Annotated in this window: 14 protein-coding genes; 10 read left to right on the forward strand and 4 right to left on the reverse strand. The window is 63.8% G+C overall.

The features are described 5' to 3' along the window. Positions 1–1,233 precede the first annotated feature (1,233 nt). The gene (putA, locus tag QRM60_RS18870; protein ID WP_285446836.1) at positions 1,234–4,434 is read right to left on the reverse strand and encodes a bifunctional proline dehydrogenase/L-glutamate gamma-semialdehyde dehydrogenase PutA; all 3,201 of its coding nucleotides are present in this window, start codon (positions 4,432–4,434) and stop codon (positions 1,234–1,236) included. A 278-nt stretch (positions 4,435–4,712) separates the two neighbouring features. Here putA and QRM60_RS18875 point away from each other — a divergent pair, with 278 nt between their 5' ends. From QRM60_RS18875 to QRM60_RS18900, 6 genes are read left to right on the forward strand one after another with little or no spacing between them, the layout of a single operon-like run. Further along, a complete protein-coding gene (locus QRM60_RS18875; protein ID WP_285446837.1) occupies positions 4,713–5,189 on the forward strand; it encodes a DUF2244 domain-containing protein in 477 nt (158 codons plus the stop codon). 16 nt (positions 5,190–5,205) lie between these two features. After that, positions 5,206–6,180 carry a cytochrome c oxidase subunit II gene (coxB, locus tag QRM60_RS18880; RefSeq protein WP_115531174.1) on the forward strand — a complete coding sequence of 325 codons (975 nt, stop codon included), beginning with the start codon at positions 5,206–5,208 and terminating at the stop codon, positions 6,178–6,180. Positions 6,181–6,219: 39 nt separating this feature from the next. After that, the gene (ctaD, locus tag QRM60_RS18885) at positions 6,220–7,824 is read left to right on the forward strand and encodes a cytochrome c oxidase subunit I (protein WP_114999697.1); all 1,605 of its coding nucleotides are present in this window, start codon (positions 6,220–6,222) and stop codon (positions 7,822–7,824) included. 28 nt (positions 7,825–7,852) lie between these two features. Then, complete coding sequence (locus tag QRM60_RS18890) at positions 7,853–7,978, forward strand: hypothetical protein (RefSeq protein ID WP_006449739.1); 126 nt, start codon at positions 7,853–7,855, stop codon at positions 7,976–7,978. Beyond that, positions 7,975–8,571: a cytochrome c oxidase assembly protein gene (locus tag QRM60_RS18895; protein WP_228417471.1), complete on the forward strand. Its 597-nt coding sequence runs from the start codon at positions 7,975–7,977 to the stop codon at positions 8,569–8,571. The genes QRM60_RS18890 and QRM60_RS18895 overlap by 4 nt, the downstream gene beginning before the upstream one ends. Positions 8,572–8,607: 36 nt before the next feature. Further along, a complete protein-coding gene (locus QRM60_RS18900; RefSeq protein ID WP_042595322.1) occupies positions 8,608–9,483 on the forward strand; it encodes a cytochrome c oxidase subunit 3 in 876 nt (291 codons plus the stop codon). A gap of 96 nt (positions 9,484–9,579) precedes the next feature. On the opposite strand, the gene QRM60_RS18905 is transcribed toward QRM60_RS18900, so the two are convergent. Further along, positions 9,580–9,798: a twin transmembrane helix small protein gene (locus QRM60_RS18905; protein ID WP_011038908.1), complete on the reverse strand. Its 219-nt coding sequence runs from the start codon at positions 9,796–9,798 to the stop codon at positions 9,580–9,582. A 60-nt stretch (positions 9,799–9,858) separates the two neighbouring features. Between QRM60_RS18905 and QRM60_RS18910 the strand changes: the two genes are divergently transcribed. From QRM60_RS18910 to cyoE, 4 genes are read left to right on the forward strand one after another with little or no spacing between them, the layout of a single operon-like run. Next, positions 9,859–10,584 carry an SURF1 family protein gene (locus QRM60_RS18910; protein WP_119958868.1) on the forward strand — a complete coding sequence of 242 codons (726 nt, stop codon included), beginning with the start codon at positions 9,859–9,861 and terminating at the stop codon, positions 10,582–10,584. Between the two features lie 27 nt (positions 10,585–10,611). Further along, positions 10,612–11,187 (forward strand): hypothetical protein, encoded by a 576-nt coding sequence (locus QRM60_RS18915; protein ID WP_285446838.1) that lies wholly within the window; start codon positions 10,612–10,614, stop codon positions 11,185–11,187. A 10-nt stretch (positions 11,188–11,197) separates the two neighbouring features. Continuing rightward, a complete protein-coding gene (locus QRM60_RS18920; protein ID WP_042595320.1) occupies positions 11,198–12,361 on the forward strand; it encodes a COX15/CtaA family protein in 1,164 nt (387 codons plus the stop codon). Between the two features lie 2 nt (positions 12,362–12,363). After that, on the forward strand, positions 12,364–13,260 hold the full coding sequence (cyoE, locus tag QRM60_RS18925; RefSeq protein ID WP_285446839.1) for a heme o synthase: 897 nt from the start codon (positions 12,364–12,366) through the stop codon (positions 13,258–13,260). Between the two features lie 90 nt (positions 13,261–13,350). Here cyoE and QRM60_RS18930 read toward each other — a convergent pair whose 3' ends face one another. Together QRM60_RS18930 and QRM60_RS18935 are read right to left on the reverse strand one after the other, a co-directional pair. Continuing rightward, positions 13,351–14,925: a thioredoxin family protein gene (locus tag QRM60_RS18930; RefSeq protein WP_285446840.1), complete on the reverse strand. Its 1,575-nt coding sequence runs from the start codon at positions 14,923–14,925 to the stop codon at positions 13,351–13,353. Positions 14,926–15,132: 207 nt separating this feature from the next. Beyond that, positions 15,133–16,173 (reverse strand): bile acid:sodium symporter family protein, encoded by a 1,041-nt coding sequence (locus QRM60_RS18935; protein WP_193589133.1) that lies wholly within the window; start codon positions 16,171–16,173, stop codon positions 15,133–15,135. Between the last annotated feature and the right edge of the window lie 36 nt (positions 16,174–16,209).

The raw sequence follows: 16,209 nt of genomic DNA on the forward strand, positions 1-16,209 counted from the left end.
GCTTTACCCGAAACCCTCAGTCCGAAAGGATTGGGGGTTTCTTTTTGCCTGCAATCTGAACAAAGACAGGACCATCGGCGAGAAGATGGCCGTACGTGGACGCGCGGTCCTAGCGCTTTAATGCTGACTCGGCTTGGACACGCTCGCTTTGGCGTTGTCGTTGGCGACCGGGGTCTCCAACTAACTGCCCTAGCGGAGAGGCTGCCTGGATCGACCGTTTCTTAGTCCGCTTAGCTGCTCAGCCTGGCGTTATGTGTAGGCGCTATGCGTAAAGACCTTGGCCTCTTCGGCACGGGGTAATAGCATTTACTGCACTCTGCTGCACAGATGAGTGGTGTGCTTAGTCGCATGCGAGGTGTGAGCACATTCCTGATATGACTCTCTTCTGTTGCGTTGCCTCAAGGAAGAGCCGTGGAACGTATAGCTATGAGGTAGCTTCTAGCCTTTCTTAAAGAGCGATGTCGTAAGCGGTGGAGCAAAGGCTCAGGCCAGCGCGAGGCGATACACCGGTAGTAGGTTGGGGCTCATGTAAGTGCTCAAAGACGACACCGTTTGTAAGTTTAGTCGGCGCGTCCACTTGCTGGTCAGTCGTCCAGCACCACTGCCGACAAGCCTACAAGCCCCATTGAAGTGGTGTCGTATTACTAGCCATCAATGAAGTCGTTATCCAGCATCAGCACTGGTGATCAGCGAGGCGCTAGCCTGGATGTAGTCATCCGAATGCGCGCTTGGCCTATGCAATAGCCAGGGGTCTAGATGGTTGAGTTAGCGCAAATTGACGCTGCTTGGCTAGTTGGTATGGTGCAGATTCGCGAAATGCAGTGCTATCCCGAAAGCTGCTTAGATCGCGCGGGTAGTAGCCAATTGCGTTGCATCGCGGTGTTTGGCACTGCTAAGCCATACTAGTTTTGAATCATGTGCTGAGGCATCGGCTGCGCGTAGATCCACAGCCGTTTTGCGCTCGGCGAGGCCTATCCGTTGCGCCAAAAGAAAACCCCGCTTCTGAGGGGTTTTCTTGTTTCAAGCGCTAAATTCGACGAGCGAAAATGTGCAGTCGAACTTTCTGCACTCTAGTGATGCGATAACAATTGGGGCTTTCCCAGTAGTTATGGCTGTCATGGAACACGTACTTCTTTACATCTAGGCTTCCTGCAAGGATCGTTCGGGAGCGTTGCCTTGCCACGCCCACGGACTAATCGCAGAGCTAGCTACCAAGGTGCGGCACTCCCGGCCTTAGTCACCCAAGGTCAGCAGCGAAGCATTGCCGCCGGCTGCGGTGGTGTTAACGGTGACGACCTTTTCGGTGGCAAAGCGCAGCAGGTAGTGAGGGCCGCCGGCCTTCGGGCCGGTGCCTGACAGTCCCTGACCACCGAACGGCTGCACCCCGACCACAGCGCCGATCTGGTTGCGATTGACGTAAACATTGCCTACGGCCACGCGCGAGGTGATGCGTTCGATGGTCTCATCGATCCGCGAATGCACGCCCAGGGTGAGGCCATAGCCGGTGGCGTTGATCTGATCGATGACCGCATCCAGCTGGTCGGCTTTCCAGCGAATGACGTGCAGCACGGGGCCGAAGATCTCACGCTGCAGCTGCGCCAGTGACTTCAGTTCGTAAGCGCGTGGAGCAAAGAAGCTGCCGTGTGCCGTGGCGCTGTCCAGCGTGGTCGTGCCGATCAGGCGTGCTTCGCTGTCCATGCGGCTCGCGTGTTCTTCCAGGATCTTCAGGGCATCGGCGTCGATTACGGGGCCAACGTCGGTGGAGAGCAGGGCCGGGTCGCCGATTTTCAGTTCGCCCATCGCGCCAGCGAGCATGGTCATGACCTTGTCGGCGATGTCGTCCTGCACGAACAGCACGCGGGCGGCCGAGCAGCGTTGGCCAGCAGAGATGAAGGCGCTGGAGATGGCGTCCTTGACTACGGCTTCCGGGAGCGAGGACGAGTCGGCGATGAAGGCATTCTGGCCGCCAGTCTCGGCGATCAGTACACCAATCGCGGCGTCACGCGCGGCGAGCGTGCGATTGATGATGCGGGCGGTATCGGTGGAGCCGGTGAAGGCGACGCCGGCAACGCGGGGATCGTTGGTCAACGCGGCGCCGACCGTGGCGCCATCGCCGGGCAAGAACTGCACAGCGGCTTCCGGCACGCCGGCTTCGTGCAAGAGTTTGACCGCCGCAAAGCCCACCAGGTTGGTCTGCTCGGCCGGCTTGGCGATGACGGTATTGCCTGCCGCCAGCGCCGCAGCCACTTGGCCCAGGAAGATCGCCAGCGGGAAGTTCCAGGGGCTGATGCAGACGAACACGCCGCGACCATGCAGTTGCAGCTCGTTGGATTCGCCGGTGGGGCCCGGCAGGCGCTCAGGCGCACCAAACTGCGCACGCGCCTGTGCAGCGTAATAGCGCAAGAAGTCCACGGCTTCGCGTACCTCGGCCACGGCGTCCGGCAGGGTCTTGGCTGCTTCCTTGACGCAGATCGCCATGAACTCCGGCATGCGGGCCTCGAGCAGGTCTGCGGCGTGTTCGAGGATGGTGGCGCGGCTGGCGGCGGGCGTGCGATTCCAGGCTGGCTGGGCGGCGGCTGCAGACGCTAATGCCTTCTGCACGGTGGCCGGGTCCGCAGGTTGCCAGTGGCCAACTGTCTCGCGGCGGTCGGCCGGGTTGAGCACGGCTTCGCTTGGCGTAGTGATCACGGCGCCCGGCACCAGCGGCGCGGCCTTCCACGGCTTGATTGCGGCGGTGAGTTGGTCGGCCAGCTGCCGCAGATCGTTATCGTTGGCGAGGTTGGCGCCCATGGAGTTCTTCCTGTTCTGGTTCTGGCTGCGCAGCAGGTCGGCCGGCAGCGGGATCTTGGGGTGCGGGATGGACGCAAACGAGGACACCGCCTCGACCGGATCGCGGATCAGGTCTTCGATGGCGACGTCTTCATCGGTGATGCGATTGACGAAGCTGGAGTTGGCGCCGTTTTCCAATAAGCGACGGACCAGGTACGGCAACAGGTCTTCGTGCGAGCCGACCGGCGCATACACCCGGCACGGCAATCCCAGCCGATCAGCCGGAATCACCTCGGCATATAGGTCATCGCCCATGCCGTGCAGTTTCTGGTGTTCGTAGGTTTTCCCTGCCGAGATCGCGCGCACCGCAGCGATGGTCTGGGCGTTGTGGGTGGCGAACATCGGGTACAGCGTGTCGCTGTGCGCGAACATGCGGCGTGCGCAGGCCAGATAGGACACGTCGGTGTTCTGCTTGCGGGTAAATACCGGATACCCGGGGTGGCCGTCGATCTGCGCACGCTTGATCTCTGCGTCCCAATACGCGCCCTTGACCAGACGCACCGGAATGCGGCGGCCAACGCGACGCGCCAGATCGGCAAGGAAATCGATCGTGTAGAGCGTGCGCTTCTGATACGCCTGCACTGCGAGCCCGTAGCCCTCCCAACCATCTAGCGATGGATCAGAGAACGTGGCTTCGATAATGTCCAGCGACAGTTCCAGGCGGTCGGCCTCTTCGGCATCGACGGTGTAGCCGATGCCGTAGGACTTGGCCAGTTGCGCCAGCTCCAGCACGCCGGGAACCAGCTCGGCCATCACGCGTGCGCGCTTGGCGTGTTCGTAGCGCGGATACAGCGCGGACAATTTGATCGAAATGCTGGGCGCGGCGAACACGTCGGTACCGACGAAGCTGCCACTGCGGCCGATGGCGTGGATGGCATCGCGATACGCCTGCAGATAGCGCTGCGCATCCTTCATGGTCAGCGCGCCTTCGCCGAGCATGTCGAACGAATACCGGTAATTGGCGTTGTCACCCTTGCGCGAACGCGCCAGCGCCTCGCCGATGGTGCGGCCCATGACGAACTGGTGGCCCATGATCTTCATCGCCTGGCGCACGGCCAAACGGATCACCGGCTCGCCGACGCGGCCGATCAGCCGCTTGAAGGCGCCCGGCACATCGGCGCGGGTAAGGTCGTTGAGCTGCACCAGCTTACCGGTGAGCATCAGGCCCCAGGTGGATGCGTTGACCAGCACCGAATCGCTGCCACCCACGTGTTTTTTCCAGTCCGCCTCGCCCAGCTTGTCGCGGATCAGCTTGTCGGCGGTGTCCTGGTCGGGAATGCGCAGCAAGGCTTCGGCCACACACATCAGCAGCACGCCTTCTTCGCTGCCCAGATCGTATTGGCGCATGAAGGCTTCGATCGCGCCCTGATCCTGTGCACGTGCGCGCACCCGGGTGACCAGGTCGGCGGCCAGCGCCTGCACCTTGGCCTGCTCGGCGGCAGGCAAGCGCGCCTGCTCCAGCAATTCACGGACGTGCTCGGTTTCGTCCTTGAGCCAGGCAGCGGTGATAGCGGCACGCAAGGCGCCGGGCGGGGCGGGCAGTTCGGGCGCCAACAGTGGGCGCGCGGCGTGGGAAGAGGCAAACGTGTCTGGCTGGGCGTTCATGCGTAAGGTGCCTGGGAATCCGCGCTCATTCTAGAGAGCCCGCACGGCTGCGCACTTGTGTGGAAGCGGCAGCTTTTCTGCCGTTTTGTGCATGCCGTCGCGCAACGCCGTGATCGCCCACGCGCGCGCCGCGATAAAACCCCCGCTAGCGGGAAGTGATTGATTTTTCGCGCAGTTTTTAGCTGCAGTGCAGCATCGGTGATTCGCGCGAAACGCTTGCCGCATGCGTTCGCCCGGGACTACCATCGGGACATTCCCGCAGTCCGCTGCGTGTTGCCATGATCGAAGTACTGCCGTTGATGTCCGAAGGGGTTGGGACGCAGGTGCGGTTACGGCCTCCGCGGGCAATGAGTGCCAGGCAATTCGTGCAGTTGTTTGCGGTGTTGGCGGGAACGATGTGGTTGTTTGCAGGCCTGGGGTGGTGGACCGGCAATGCGTTCGCGCCGGTGTTCGCCCTGTTGCACAGTGGTGTGGTGGCGCTGGCGCTGCGGCAGTTGTGGCGAAGCGGCGAGCGTGTAGAAGCGATCCGGGTGAGGGAAACGGTAGTTGAAGTGTTTCCTTCCGGGCGTGCGCCACCAGCGTTTCAGGCACATCCGCACTGGGTGCGGTTGCGCACGGAACGCGACGACAGGGTGTTGCTGGTGAGCAGCGGCAGGCAGATCGAGATCGGGAGCTTTCTCGGGCCGGCCGAACGTGTGGAACTGGCAGATACGCTGAAACGCTTGCTCGCGGCCGCCAATGGCCGTCACCGATGACGTAAGGGTCTAGGCAATGACGCAACGCAGCAGCTGGAACGCGACGTACATGAAATGTGGCTCGGCCGTGTTGGCGCTTGCAGGTGCGCCGGCTGCCTGGGCGCAATCAGCCGATCCCAAGGAATGGCAGCTCAACATGGGCCGCGGGGTCACCCAGACCGCGCGCATGGCCTATGAAGCCCACATGGTGGCGCTGTGGGTGTGCGTGGTCATCGGCGCGTTGGTGTTCGGCGCAATGGGCTATGCGATCTTCAAGTTCCGCAAATCCAAGGGCGCGGTGGCTGCGCAATTCAGTCACAACACCAAGGCAGAGGTGCTGTGGACGGTGATTCCGGTGCTGGTGCTGATCGCCATGGCATGGCCGGCGACCGCCAAACTGATTGCGATGTACGACACCCGCGAGTCGGAAATGACCGTCAAGGTCACCGGGTATCAGTGGATGTGGAAGTACGAATACCTGGGGCAGGGCGTCGAGTTCACCAGCCGTCTCGCGCGCGAATCCGACCGGATCCGCCAAAGTGGCGAGCGCCCCACCGCCGCGTCGCAGCCGCACTACCTGCTGGATGTAGACAACCGGCTGGTGTTGCCGGTCGATACCAAGATCCGCTTCGTGATCACTGCCGATGACGTGATCCACGCCTGGTGGGTGCCGGCGCTGGGCTGGAAGCAGGATGCCATTCCGGGCATCGTCAACGAAGCCTGGACCAATATCGAAAAGCCCGGCGTCTATCGTGGGCAATGCGCCGAGTTGTGCGGCAAGGACCATGGCTTCATGCCGATCGTGGTCGAAGCGCTGCCCAAGGCGGAATTCCAACGTTGGCTCGCATCGCGTCGTAGCGCGGCAGGCGCGCCGGCCGCAGCACCCGCTGCAACGCCGACAGCGCCTACAGCACCGGCGATGCCAGCGGACGCACCGGGGGCCGCCGCACCGTCAGCAGAGGCTACACCGGCAGCCGGCACAGCATCTGCCGCACCGTCCGCCGCTCTCTAATCGCTCGCAACCGCATCGCTTCGCAGAGGTCGTTCCGTCATGGCGCACACCGCAGTCGATCACCACGGACACCACCAGCCCGGTTTCGTCGAGCGCTGGTTCTTCTCGACCAATCACAAGGACATTGGCACGCTGTATCTGCTGTTTTCCTTCGTGATGTTCATCATCGGCGCTGCGATGAGCGTGGTGATCCGCGCCGAATTGATGCAGCCAGGCCTGCAATTCGTGAAGCCGGAATTCTTCAACCAGATGACCACCGTGCATGCACTGGTGATGATTTTCGGTGGCGTGATGCCGGCCTTCGTCGGCCTGGCAAACTGGATGATTCCGCTGCAGATCGGCGCGCCGGACATGGCGTTGCCCCGCATGAACAACTGGTCGTTCTGGCTGCTGCCGGTGGCCTTCACTCTGCTGCTGCTCACCTTGTTCCTGCCCGGCGGCGCGCCTGCCGGTGGCTGGACGCTGTACCCGCCGTTGTCGTTGCAAGGCGGCTACAACGTGGCCTTCAGTGTGTTTGCGATTCACGTGGCCGGCGTCAGTTCGATCATGGGCGCAATCAACATCATCGCCACGGTGCTCAACATGCGCGCGCCCGGCATCGACCTACTGAAGATGCCGATCTTCTGCTGGGCGTGGCTGATCACCGCCTTCCTGCTGATCGCGGTGATGCCGGTATTGGCCGGCGCGGTGACCATGCTGCTCACCGACAAGTTTTTCGGCACCAGCTTCTTCAATGCGGCCGGCGGCGGCGACCCGGTGATGTACCAGCACATCTTCTGGTTTTTCGGGCACCCGGAGGTGTACATCATGATCCTGCCGGCGTTCGGCGTGGTCAGCGAAATCATCCCCACCTTCAGCCGCAAGCCGTTGTTCGGTTACCAGGCGATGGTCTACGCAATCGCGGCGATCGCCTTCCTGAGTTTCATCGTGTGGGCGCACCACATGTTCACCGTGGGCATGCCGCTCGGTGGCGAAATCTATTTCATGTTCGCCACGATGCTGATCTCCATTCCGACCGGGGTGAAGGTGTTCAACTGGGTCAGCACGATGTGGAAGGGATCGCTCACCTTCGAATCGCCGATGCTCTGGGCGGTGGCGTTCGTGATCCTCTTCAGCATCGGTGGTTTCTCGGGCCTGATGCTAGCGATCGTGCCGGCGGACTTCCAGTACCACGACACTTACTTTGTGGTGGCGCATTTCCATTACGTACTGGTGACTGGCGCGGTGTTCGCACTGATCGCGGCGGTGTATTACTGGTGGCCGAAATGGACCGGGCGCATGTACAACGAGACCTGGGCCAAGTTCCATTTCTGGTGGACGATGATCTTTGTCAACCTGTTGTTCTTCCCGCAGCACTTCCTGGGCCTGGCCGGCATGCCGCGGCGTATTCCCGATTACAACGTGGTATTTGCCGACTGGAATCTGATCAGTTCGATCGGTGCATTCGGCATGTTCGCCACCCCGTTCCTGATGGCCGGCATCTTGTTCGCCTCGTTGCGCAGTGGCGCCAAGGCCGATGCGCGCGCGTGGGAAGGGGCCAAGGGATTGGAGTGGACGGTGCCGTCGCCCGCCCCGGCGCATACCTTCACCGTGCCGCCGGTGATCAAGCCTGGAGATCTTGCGCATGAAGACATCGGCCACTGAGTCGACGCCGGCACCCGCGGTGGCACGCATGCTCTCCGCTGCCGAACGGCAAGCGCAACAGCGGCGCGCGGTGCGCCGTACCGCCATCACGGTGGGCATCATTGCGCTGCTGATCTATGCCGGCTTCATCGCGTCGGGGGTCATTGGCCGGTGAGTACGCGTCTGCCCACGCACACGCCCACTGCCGGCTTGTTCAAGCTGCTGGGCGTGGTGCTGGGTGTGTTTGTGCTGACGTTCTCGCTGGTGCCGCTGTATCGCATCGCCTGTGAAAAAGTATTCGGCATCCGCATGGAGCGTGCGCCGGGCAGTGCCCGCGAAGGCGCGTCCAACGCGGTGGCGGCCGGCAAGCGCACGGTGCGGGTGGAGTTCGATGCCGGTGTCAATTCGAAACTTCCGTGGACCTTCCATCCCGAGCAGATGACCATGGACGTGGTGCCCGGCGAGCTCAACGAAGCGCAGTATTTCGCGCGCAATGACAGCGCACGGGCAGTGGTGGGCAGTGCAGTGCCTTCGGTGGCACCGTCGCGGGCGTCGGGCTACTTCAACAAGACCGAATGTTTCTGTTTTACCGCGCAGACGCTGCAGGCCGGCGAAACACGCGACATGCCGCTGCGCTTCATCGTGGACCCGGCGCTGCCGCCGGAAGTGACCACCATTACCTTGTCCTACACGTTCTATCGCAATGACACGCTGACCTCGGAACTGCAAGGCGGCGGCGCAGCCAGCGCCCCGCGTGCCGCGCCGTAATCGATCGCCCACTCATACCGACACGGAAGCAACGCCATGGCCGACCACAGTCCCAACGCCGACGCGTATTTCGTCCCGACCCAAAGCAAGTGGCCCTTTGTCGGCTCCATTGCGATGTTCGTGATGATGATCGGCGTGGCAAGCTGGCTCAACGACGCCGGATGGGGGCGCTGGACGTTCTTCGCCGGTGTGGCCATGTTGCTGGCGACGTTGTTCATGTGGTTTGGCGACGTGATTCGCGAGTCCAACGCCGGCCACTACAACCGCCAGGTGGACGGCTCGTTCCGCATGGGCATGGTGTGGTTTATTTTTTCCGAGGTGATGTTCTTCGGCGCCTTCTTCGGTGCGCTGTTCTATACGCGCGTGCTGACACTGCCCTGGTTGGGCGGCGAGGGCGATGGCGTGATGACCAACGAACTGCTGTGGAATGGGTATTCCGCAGCCTGGCCGACCAATGGCCCGGGCACCATCGGCGGGCAGTTCCAGACCATTCCGGCCTGGGGCTTGCCGCTGATCAACACGCTGATCCTGCTCAGCTCCGGCGTGACCTTGACCATTGCCCATCACGCATTGAAAGGCGGTCGACGCGGCGCGCTATTGCTGTGGCTGGGGCTGACCGTGCTGTTGGGTTGCGTGTTCCTGTTCCTGCAGGCGGAGGAATACATCCACGCCTACACCGAACTCAATCTCACGCTGGGCTCGGGCATCTACGGCTCGACCTTCTTCATGCTCACCGGCTTCCACGGCATGCATGTGCTGCTGGGCACGATCATGCTGGCGGTGATGTGGCTGCGCGCGGCAAAGGGCCACTTTAGCCGCGACAACCATTTCGCCTTCGAAGCCGCCGCGTGGTACTGGCACTTCGTCGACGTGGTGTGGCTGGCGCTGTTCCTGTTTGTGTATGTGCTTTGAGGGCAGGGAATAGAGAATCGGGAATGGGGAATCGCACGAGCTGTCGCGCATTTGCTATGCACGATTCCCAACTCCCGATTCTCGATTCCCGGCTCTTCAGCGCCCCACGCCATGCGGTTTGATCCAGCCGGTGTAAATGCCCAGGATCACCAGCGCGATCAATGCCACCGACAAGCCGATGCGCCAGGTCAATGCGTTGACCGTGCGCTTGGTCTGGCCGCGGTCGGTGAGCAGGTAGTAGAGCCCGGCGCCCAGGTTCCATAGGATGACGATCAGGAAGGCGACAATCAGCAGCGTCTTGAGCGAATCGTTCACAACAGCCCCGGTGGTCGTCGACGTGGTGCCGGCATTGCACGCCTTTTTGCGCCGATTGTCATGATGCGCAAGCACACGGGCGTGCTCGGCTGGTGTCTGGCACTGGCGGTGAGCGCTGGATTTGCCGCATTGGGGCAGTGGCAGCTGCAGCGCATGCAGGCCAAGGAGCAGCTGCTGGAGCGTGCCGCCCATGTGCGGCAGACGCCGATGACCCTGGTACAGGCGCTGGCCGCGCCGCGCGCGCTGGCATGGGTCAGCGGGCGCGTGCGCTTTCTGCCGCAGCAGGTGTTGTTGGACAACCAGTTGCAGGGAGGGCGCGCCGGTGTGCGCGTCTACCAGCTGGCCGCGCCGGAAGGCAGCCCTGCAACGGTGCTGGTGGATCTGGGCTGGTTGCCGGTGCCTGCCACGCGGCAATTGCCGACCGTGACCGCGTTGCACGGCAGCCAGGCAGTGCAGGGGTTGTTGACTGCGCCGCCGTCGGCCGGGCTTGCGGTTGGTGCGGCACTGGCCAGCACCGCCCAGGCACAGACCTGGCTGGCGGTTCGCCTGGAGCCGCAGGCGTTGCAGCAGGCCTTGCACAGGCGCGACATTTCGTCGCAGGTATTGCGCCTGGATCCTGCCGTTCCGGTTGGTTATGCGCGCGATCTGCAGTTACTGGTCAACACGCTTCCACCCGCGCGGCACTTGGGTTACGCGGTGCAATGGTTCGGCCTGGCGCTGGCCGTGCTGATCACCGCGGCGCTGTTGTCGTGGCGTGCGCGTCGCCGTCATCGACGCGGGCACTGACGCCCCCGGCATGAGAAAATCGCGGGCATGACCCCATCCACATCGGCCACGCCGCAGTCGGTCAATCGCGGCCGCAGGATGCTGATCGCCCTGGCGGTGCTGTTCTTCGGCTCGATGTTGCTGGCCGGCGTGCTGCGCTTCTCTGGCTGGCAACCGGCGGCGATGCGTAACCATGGCGAACTGCTTGCTCCGCCCGCAGACCTGCGCGCGTTGACGCCGCTGCGTGCGGACGGCAGCGCGTACGCATGGGCACCGGGTGAGCGCATGTGGCGGATCGCCCTGGCGCCGCCTGCCGGCTGCACGCAGCCGTGCTTGGCGCTGGCGGCCGAACTGGACAAGGTGTGGCAATTGCTCGGGCACCGCGCCGACAAGGTGGAGGTGCTGTGGATCGGCACGCCACCGGCCGGGCTGCCGGCGATGCCGGAGTTACGCGTGCTTCGCGACGATGCGCGCCTGCGCCAGGCGTTGCCCCGTGCCAATGATGCCGCCGGCGTGCCGGTGTATGTGATCGACCCCAACGGCTTCGTGATCCTGCGCTACGCCCCGGGTTTCGACCCGGCCGGTCTGCGTGCGGATCTGGTCAAGCTGCTGAAACTGATGTGAGCCCGTTTCGATGAATCTGTTTGCGCCACCGGCGTTGTTCCGGCACTTCCACCGCATGGCCTGGCTGGCTGCCCTGTTCACGGCCAGCACGATCCTGTTCGGGTCGTTCGTGCGGCTGTCCGATGCCGGCATGAGCTGCCCGGACTGGCCCACCTGCTATGGCCGCGTCACCTGGCCGCAGACCAGCGACGAAGCCAACACGCACGTGGCCAGCAAAATCCGCCCGCTAGAGTCGCACAAGGCCTGGCGTGAGCAGGTGCACCGCTTCCTGGCTGGCGCGCTGGGCGTTGAAGTGCTGGTACTGACGCTGCTGGCCGCGCGTCGCCGGCGTGCGGGCATTGCGCAGGTGGTGTCCGCCGCGGCCCTGGTCGCGCTGTCGATCCCGCTGTACATGTCCGGCTGGCACGGGCTGGCGATGGGCGTGGCGGCCGCTGGCGAAGCCATCCTGCTGCTGGCGGCGCTGCGCTGGAGCAATATCGATCTGGCCCGCGCTGCCGTCCTGACGCTGGCGGTGGTGATCTTCCAGGCCCTGCTGGGCATGTGGACGGTGACGCTGCTGCTCAAGCCCATCGTGGTGATGGGGCATCTGCTCGGCGGCATGCTGATGTTCTCGCTGCTGGTGTGGATGGCCTGGCGTGCGACCCACCTGCCGATCACGCTGGCCGATGCCGCGCGCCTGAAATGGCTGCTGCGTCTGGGCGTGGCGGTGCTGGGGCTGCAGATCGCGCTGGGTGGCTGGGTCAGCGCCAACTACGCGGCACTGGCGTGTGGCGGTGGCAGTTGGTCTGCCGACAATTTCCCTAAGTGCGTGAGCCAGTGGTGGCCACCGCATGACTTCCGCGCGGGCTTCACGCTCTGGCGCGGGATCGGTGTGGATTACGAAGGCGGCGTGCTGGACGGCGCGGCGCGCATCGCTATCCAGATGGCACACCGCTTGTGGGCGATCGCCACCGCGCTGTATCTGTGGTGGCTGGCATGGCGTCTGTCGCGTTCGCCCGGCATGCGTGTGTGGGCCGGCGCGCTGGCGTTGCTGGTGGTGGTGCAGGTGACGCTGGGCATGCTCAACGTGAAGCTGGCGCTGCCGCTGGAAGTGTCGGTGTTGCACAACGGTGGCGCGGTCGCGTTGCTGTTCGTGCTGGTCTCGCTGTTGGCGCGGCTGCGCGCGCCGGAGTGATGATGGCTGTCAGCGCACGCGACTACTGGGACCTGACCAAGCCGAAGGTGGTGGCACTGATCGTGTTCACCGCGCTGGTCGGCATGTTCCTGGCCATCCCCGGCATGCCGACCTGGCTACAGGTACGCACCGGCGCGCTCGGCTTTTTGGGTATCTGGCTGGCGGCATCGGCGGCGGCGGCCATCAACCAGCTGCTCGACGCCAAGATCGACGCGCAGATGGCACGCACCTCCTGGCGCCCATTGGTGGTGGGCAAGGTACGGCCCGCGCAGGTGCTGGCCTTCGCCAGCGTGTTGATCGTGATCTCGATGACCATCCTGGTGGTCTGGGTGAACGTCATCACCGCCGTGCTCACCTTTGCCTCGCTGATCGGCTATGCGGTGATCTACACCGTGTATCTCAAGCGCGCGACCTCACAGAACATCGTGATCGGCGGGCTGGCCGGTGCCACGCCGCCGATGCTGGGCTGGGCGGCAGTGACCGGTTTGCCCACCAGCGCCGACTGGATCAATGCCTCGCTGCTGGTGTTGATCATCTTCATCTGGACCCCGCCGCATTTCTGGGCCCTGGCCATCTTCCGGCGTGCCGATTACGCCAAGGCGGCGATCCCGATGTTGCCGGTGACCCATGGCGTGCCGCATACGCGCAAGCAGATCCTGGTGTACACCGTGCTTCTGGCCATCGTGACGCTGCTGCCGGTGGCCGTGGGCATGAGTGGGGCGTTTTATCTGGGCGGTGCGGTGGTGCTCAACGCGGTGTTTCTCTGGTACGCGTGGCGCATGCTCGACCCGCCGGACGAACTGTTCTCGATGAAGATGTTCGGCTACTCGGTGGTGTATCTGATGGCGCTGTTCGCGTTCCTGATGGTCGATCACCTGGTGCTGCCGTGGGTGCGTTAGCACCAGGTGTCACTCTGGCGAGCCGCGGGATGCGCGTGCTCGCCAGTGCCCGATCATGTCTCTCGCGCCGTGCTACGTCGCTTCCAGGTCCTAGCCTAGCCAGGCAACGCATTCGGTCTTGTTGCCGCAGAGGGTCTGCGCTTTCTGATGCAGCCGTGCCAGCATGGCCTTGCCTTGCCCAGGGTGCTGTTTGCCCCAGGCTTTCAGCGCTTCGGCCACCGGATCGAAGTGTCTGCGGTTTTCGCGCAGGTGGCCGTCGGTCTGGTGTGCCAGGTCACCGATCACCTGAGTCGTCAGCGCCTCGATGCCTGCAGCATCGTCCGGATTGAGCCGGATCAGCGCATCCAGATAGGTCATGCCGCGATACAGGACATTTCCCTCGCTACCGGGGGTTTCGTAGGCCTTCTTGAACCAGGACAGTGCGGTCTTGCTGTCGCCGCGGTCCTCGGCCAGATGACCCAGGTACGGCATGTAGTAAGACGGCGTCTTGGTGCGGCCCAACTCCGCCGTCAGCAATTTTTCTGCTGCGTCGTTGTCGCCGACATCGACCAACAGGTGCATGGCATCGGCGATGGTGGATTGACGCTCCTCGGCAGTTTTGGCGGCCGTCACGGCCCACTGCACGCGCTGATGCACGGTTTCGACCACAGCCGCCGGCAAGGGCGGCTTGGGTTTTTTCTCGTTCGTCTCATCGGTCTGCCCCTGAGCCAGGCGCGCGAGGTCGATCGTCGCAGACGCGGTGCGCAAGCGGTCGCTGATCGGCAGCGTGGGGTCGGCATAGGCGCGCGTCAGCACCTGCTCGAATGCCTGCGACAAGGTGGCGCGCTTGCCTGGATCGGCGGTGGAGGCGGCAACCAGCGTGGCGGCATTGGGCAGCAGGACATGGAGATTGTCGCGAACCTCTGCCGGGTCGGCGAGCACCGCCTGCAGTAACGCGTAGGTGGCCGGATCTGCGACCGGCTTCTGCTTGGCGATGAGCACCGCCTGGAGTTGGAATTGCCGTTGCAGTGCTGGCTGTGGCGCTGCCTTTGCCAACGCGGCCAGAACGCGGGGCGCCTCCTTGGCGTCGACCAGGTGATTGTCATAAAGCCAAGCGTAGTTGGCGAGTAGCGCCCATTCCTCATGCTTCAGGGAGGCGGGCTGCTTGAGCGCCAGCTGCAGCAGCTGTTGGGTGCCGCTGCTGAGCTGGGTGGCCGTGTGCAGGCTGTCGATTAGTTGCGCCGTCGTGGTGTCGCCGATCAGCCGTGTGATTTCAGTGCCATCCGGGCGCAGCATGATGATGGTCGGATATCCCTTGACCGCGAAGCGTTCACCCGCCGCCTGGGCTTCTTCCAGGTCGCCATCCAGGTGCACCGCAATGAATTGCTGGGCCTGCGCGATGAAGGCCGGGTCCTTGAAGGTGGTGGACTTGAGCCGATTGCACGGCGGGCACCAAACCGCGCCCCAGTACAGCAGCAAGGGTTTGCCGGTTTTCTTGGCTTCTGCGAGGGCTTCGTCAAGCTTGCCTTCCTGCCAATGAATGCCGGACGGCACGGCCGGGCGTGCGGCGGCCGCGGGCGGCGCGTTGACCGCTGATGGAGTCGGCTTATCGCAGGCGGTCAGCGTCGCTAGGACGGCAGACAGCGCAAGCAGCGCGGGAGACGGCGAACGAAATGACAGTGCCATGGGAAAGCCTTTGCGTGGAGGAGATGCCCGAACGCGCCGTCGAGCAGCCCTTGCAGGCTCCGCCGCGTACGTCCTCCCACTGTCACTGACTTTGATGCGTCACACGCCGGACAATGCGAACCGCCGTCCCGCCGTACGCATCGTTGGATCGGCGCGAATGCAGCAGTGCGTCATCATTCGGTCACAATCGCGATGCGCTGAATGCGCCTAGTGGCGGCTGCTATCGGGCTGCGGGTCCGGTGCGGTGCGCGCATAACGCGCGGCCACGAACGCGCACACGATCAGCTGCAGCTGGTGGTACAGCATGATCGGCAACACGATCGCGCCGAGGCCGCCGCCGGCGAACATCACCTTGGCCATCGGTACGCCGGTGGCCAGGCTCTTCTTTGAGCCGCAGAACACGATGGCGATTTCATCGGCGCGGTTGAAGCGCAGGCGGCGTGCGATGAAGGTGATTGACAGCATGGCCACCGCCAGCAACAGCGCTGCAGCGCCCAGCACGGCGAGCAAGGCTGGCAGCGGTGTCTTCTGCCACAGGCCTTCGTTGACCGAGGCGCTGAAGGCGGTATACACCACCAGCAGGATGGTGCCCTGGTCGGTGTAACGCAGCACTGCGCGATGACGTTCTACCCACGCGCCGATCCACGGGCGCATGAAATGTCCGGCCAGAAACGGTACCAGCAGCTGCAGCAGGATCTTGCCGATGGCCTCGGCCGGGTGCGCCATTGCGCCCTGGCTGCCGACCATTGCGCCCATCAGTAGCGGGGTGAAAAACACGCCCAGCAAACTCGAAAGTGAGGCCGCGCAGACGGCTGCCGGCACATTGCCACGCGCCATCGAGGTGAACGCGATCGAGGACTGCACGGTGGAGGGCAGGGCGCACAGGAACAGCACGCCGATGTACAACTCCGGCGTCAGCGCCAGATGCGCGAGCGGCTTGAACAACAGGCCCAGCAGCGGGAACAGCACGAAGGTGCAGGCTAGAATCACCAGATGCAGCCGCCAATGCAGCGCGCCGGCCTTGACCGCTTCGCGCGAGAGCCGCGCGCCGTGCAGGAAGAACAGCGCGGCGATCGCCACGTCGGTGACGTCGTCCATGATCGCGGCCGCGGTGCCGGTGACCGGCAGCAGCGAGGCCAGCGTGACCGTGCACAGCAGCGCCAGGGTGAATGGATCAACGCGCAACCGCGCCAGCAGCTTCTTCATCGAGGTCCCAGGGGCGGCGCGCAAGCGCCTGTCGCGGACCATTCTACGATGTGCTGCTGCACCGGCCGATGCCGGCGC

The organism is Xanthomonas sp. fls2-241-TYG-148 (genome assembly GCF_030208815.1).
GTDB classification, from domain to species: Bacteria; Pseudomonadota; Gammaproteobacteria; order Xanthomonadales; family Xanthomonadaceae; genus Xanthomonas; species Xanthomonas campestris.

Coding starts and splice junctions, on each gene's coding strand:
- QRM60_RS18915 (WP_285446838.1), top strand. CDS start 10,612: ATGACCCCATCCACATCGGCCACGCCGCAGTCGGTCAATCGCGGCCGC.
- QRM60_RS18890 (WP_006449739.1), top strand. CDS start 7,853: ATGCTCTCCGCTGCCGAACGGCAAGCGCAACAGCGGCGCGCGGTGCGC.
- cyoE (WP_285446839.1), top strand. CDS start 12,364: ATGGCTGTCAGCGCACGCGACTACTGGGACCTGACCAAGCCGAAGGTG.
- QRM60_RS18935 (WP_193589133.1), bottom strand. CDS start 16,173: ATGGTCCGCGACAGGCGCTTGCGCGCCGCCCCTGGGACCTCGATGAAG.
- QRM60_RS18930 (WP_285446840.1), bottom strand. CDS start 14,925: ATGGCACTGTCATTTCGTTCGCCGTCTCCCGCGCTGCTTGCGCTGTCT.
- putA (WP_285446836.1), bottom strand. CDS start 4,434: ATGAACGCCCAGCCAGACACGTTTGCCTCTTCCCACGCCGCGCGCCCA.
- QRM60_RS18900 (WP_042595322.1), top strand. CDS start 8,608: ATGGCCGACCACAGTCCCAACGCCGACGCGTATTTCGTCCCGACCCAA.
- coxB (WP_115531174.1), top strand. CDS start 5,206: ATGACGCAACGCAGCAGCTGGAACGCGACGTACATGAAATGTGGCTCG.
- QRM60_RS18920 (WP_042595320.1), top strand. CDS start 11,198: ATGAATCTGTTTGCGCCACCGGCGTTGTTCCGGCACTTCCACCGCATG.
- QRM60_RS18910 (WP_119958868.1), top strand. CDS start 9,859: ATGATGCGCAAGCACACGGGCGTGCTCGGCTGGTGTCTGGCACTGGCG.
- ctaD (WP_114999697.1), top strand. CDS start 6,220: ATGGCGCACACCGCAGTCGATCACCACGGACACCACCAGCCCGGTTTC.
- QRM60_RS18875 (WP_285446837.1), top strand. CDS start 4,713: ATGATCGAAGTACTGCCGTTGATGTCCGAAGGGGTTGGGACGCAGGTG.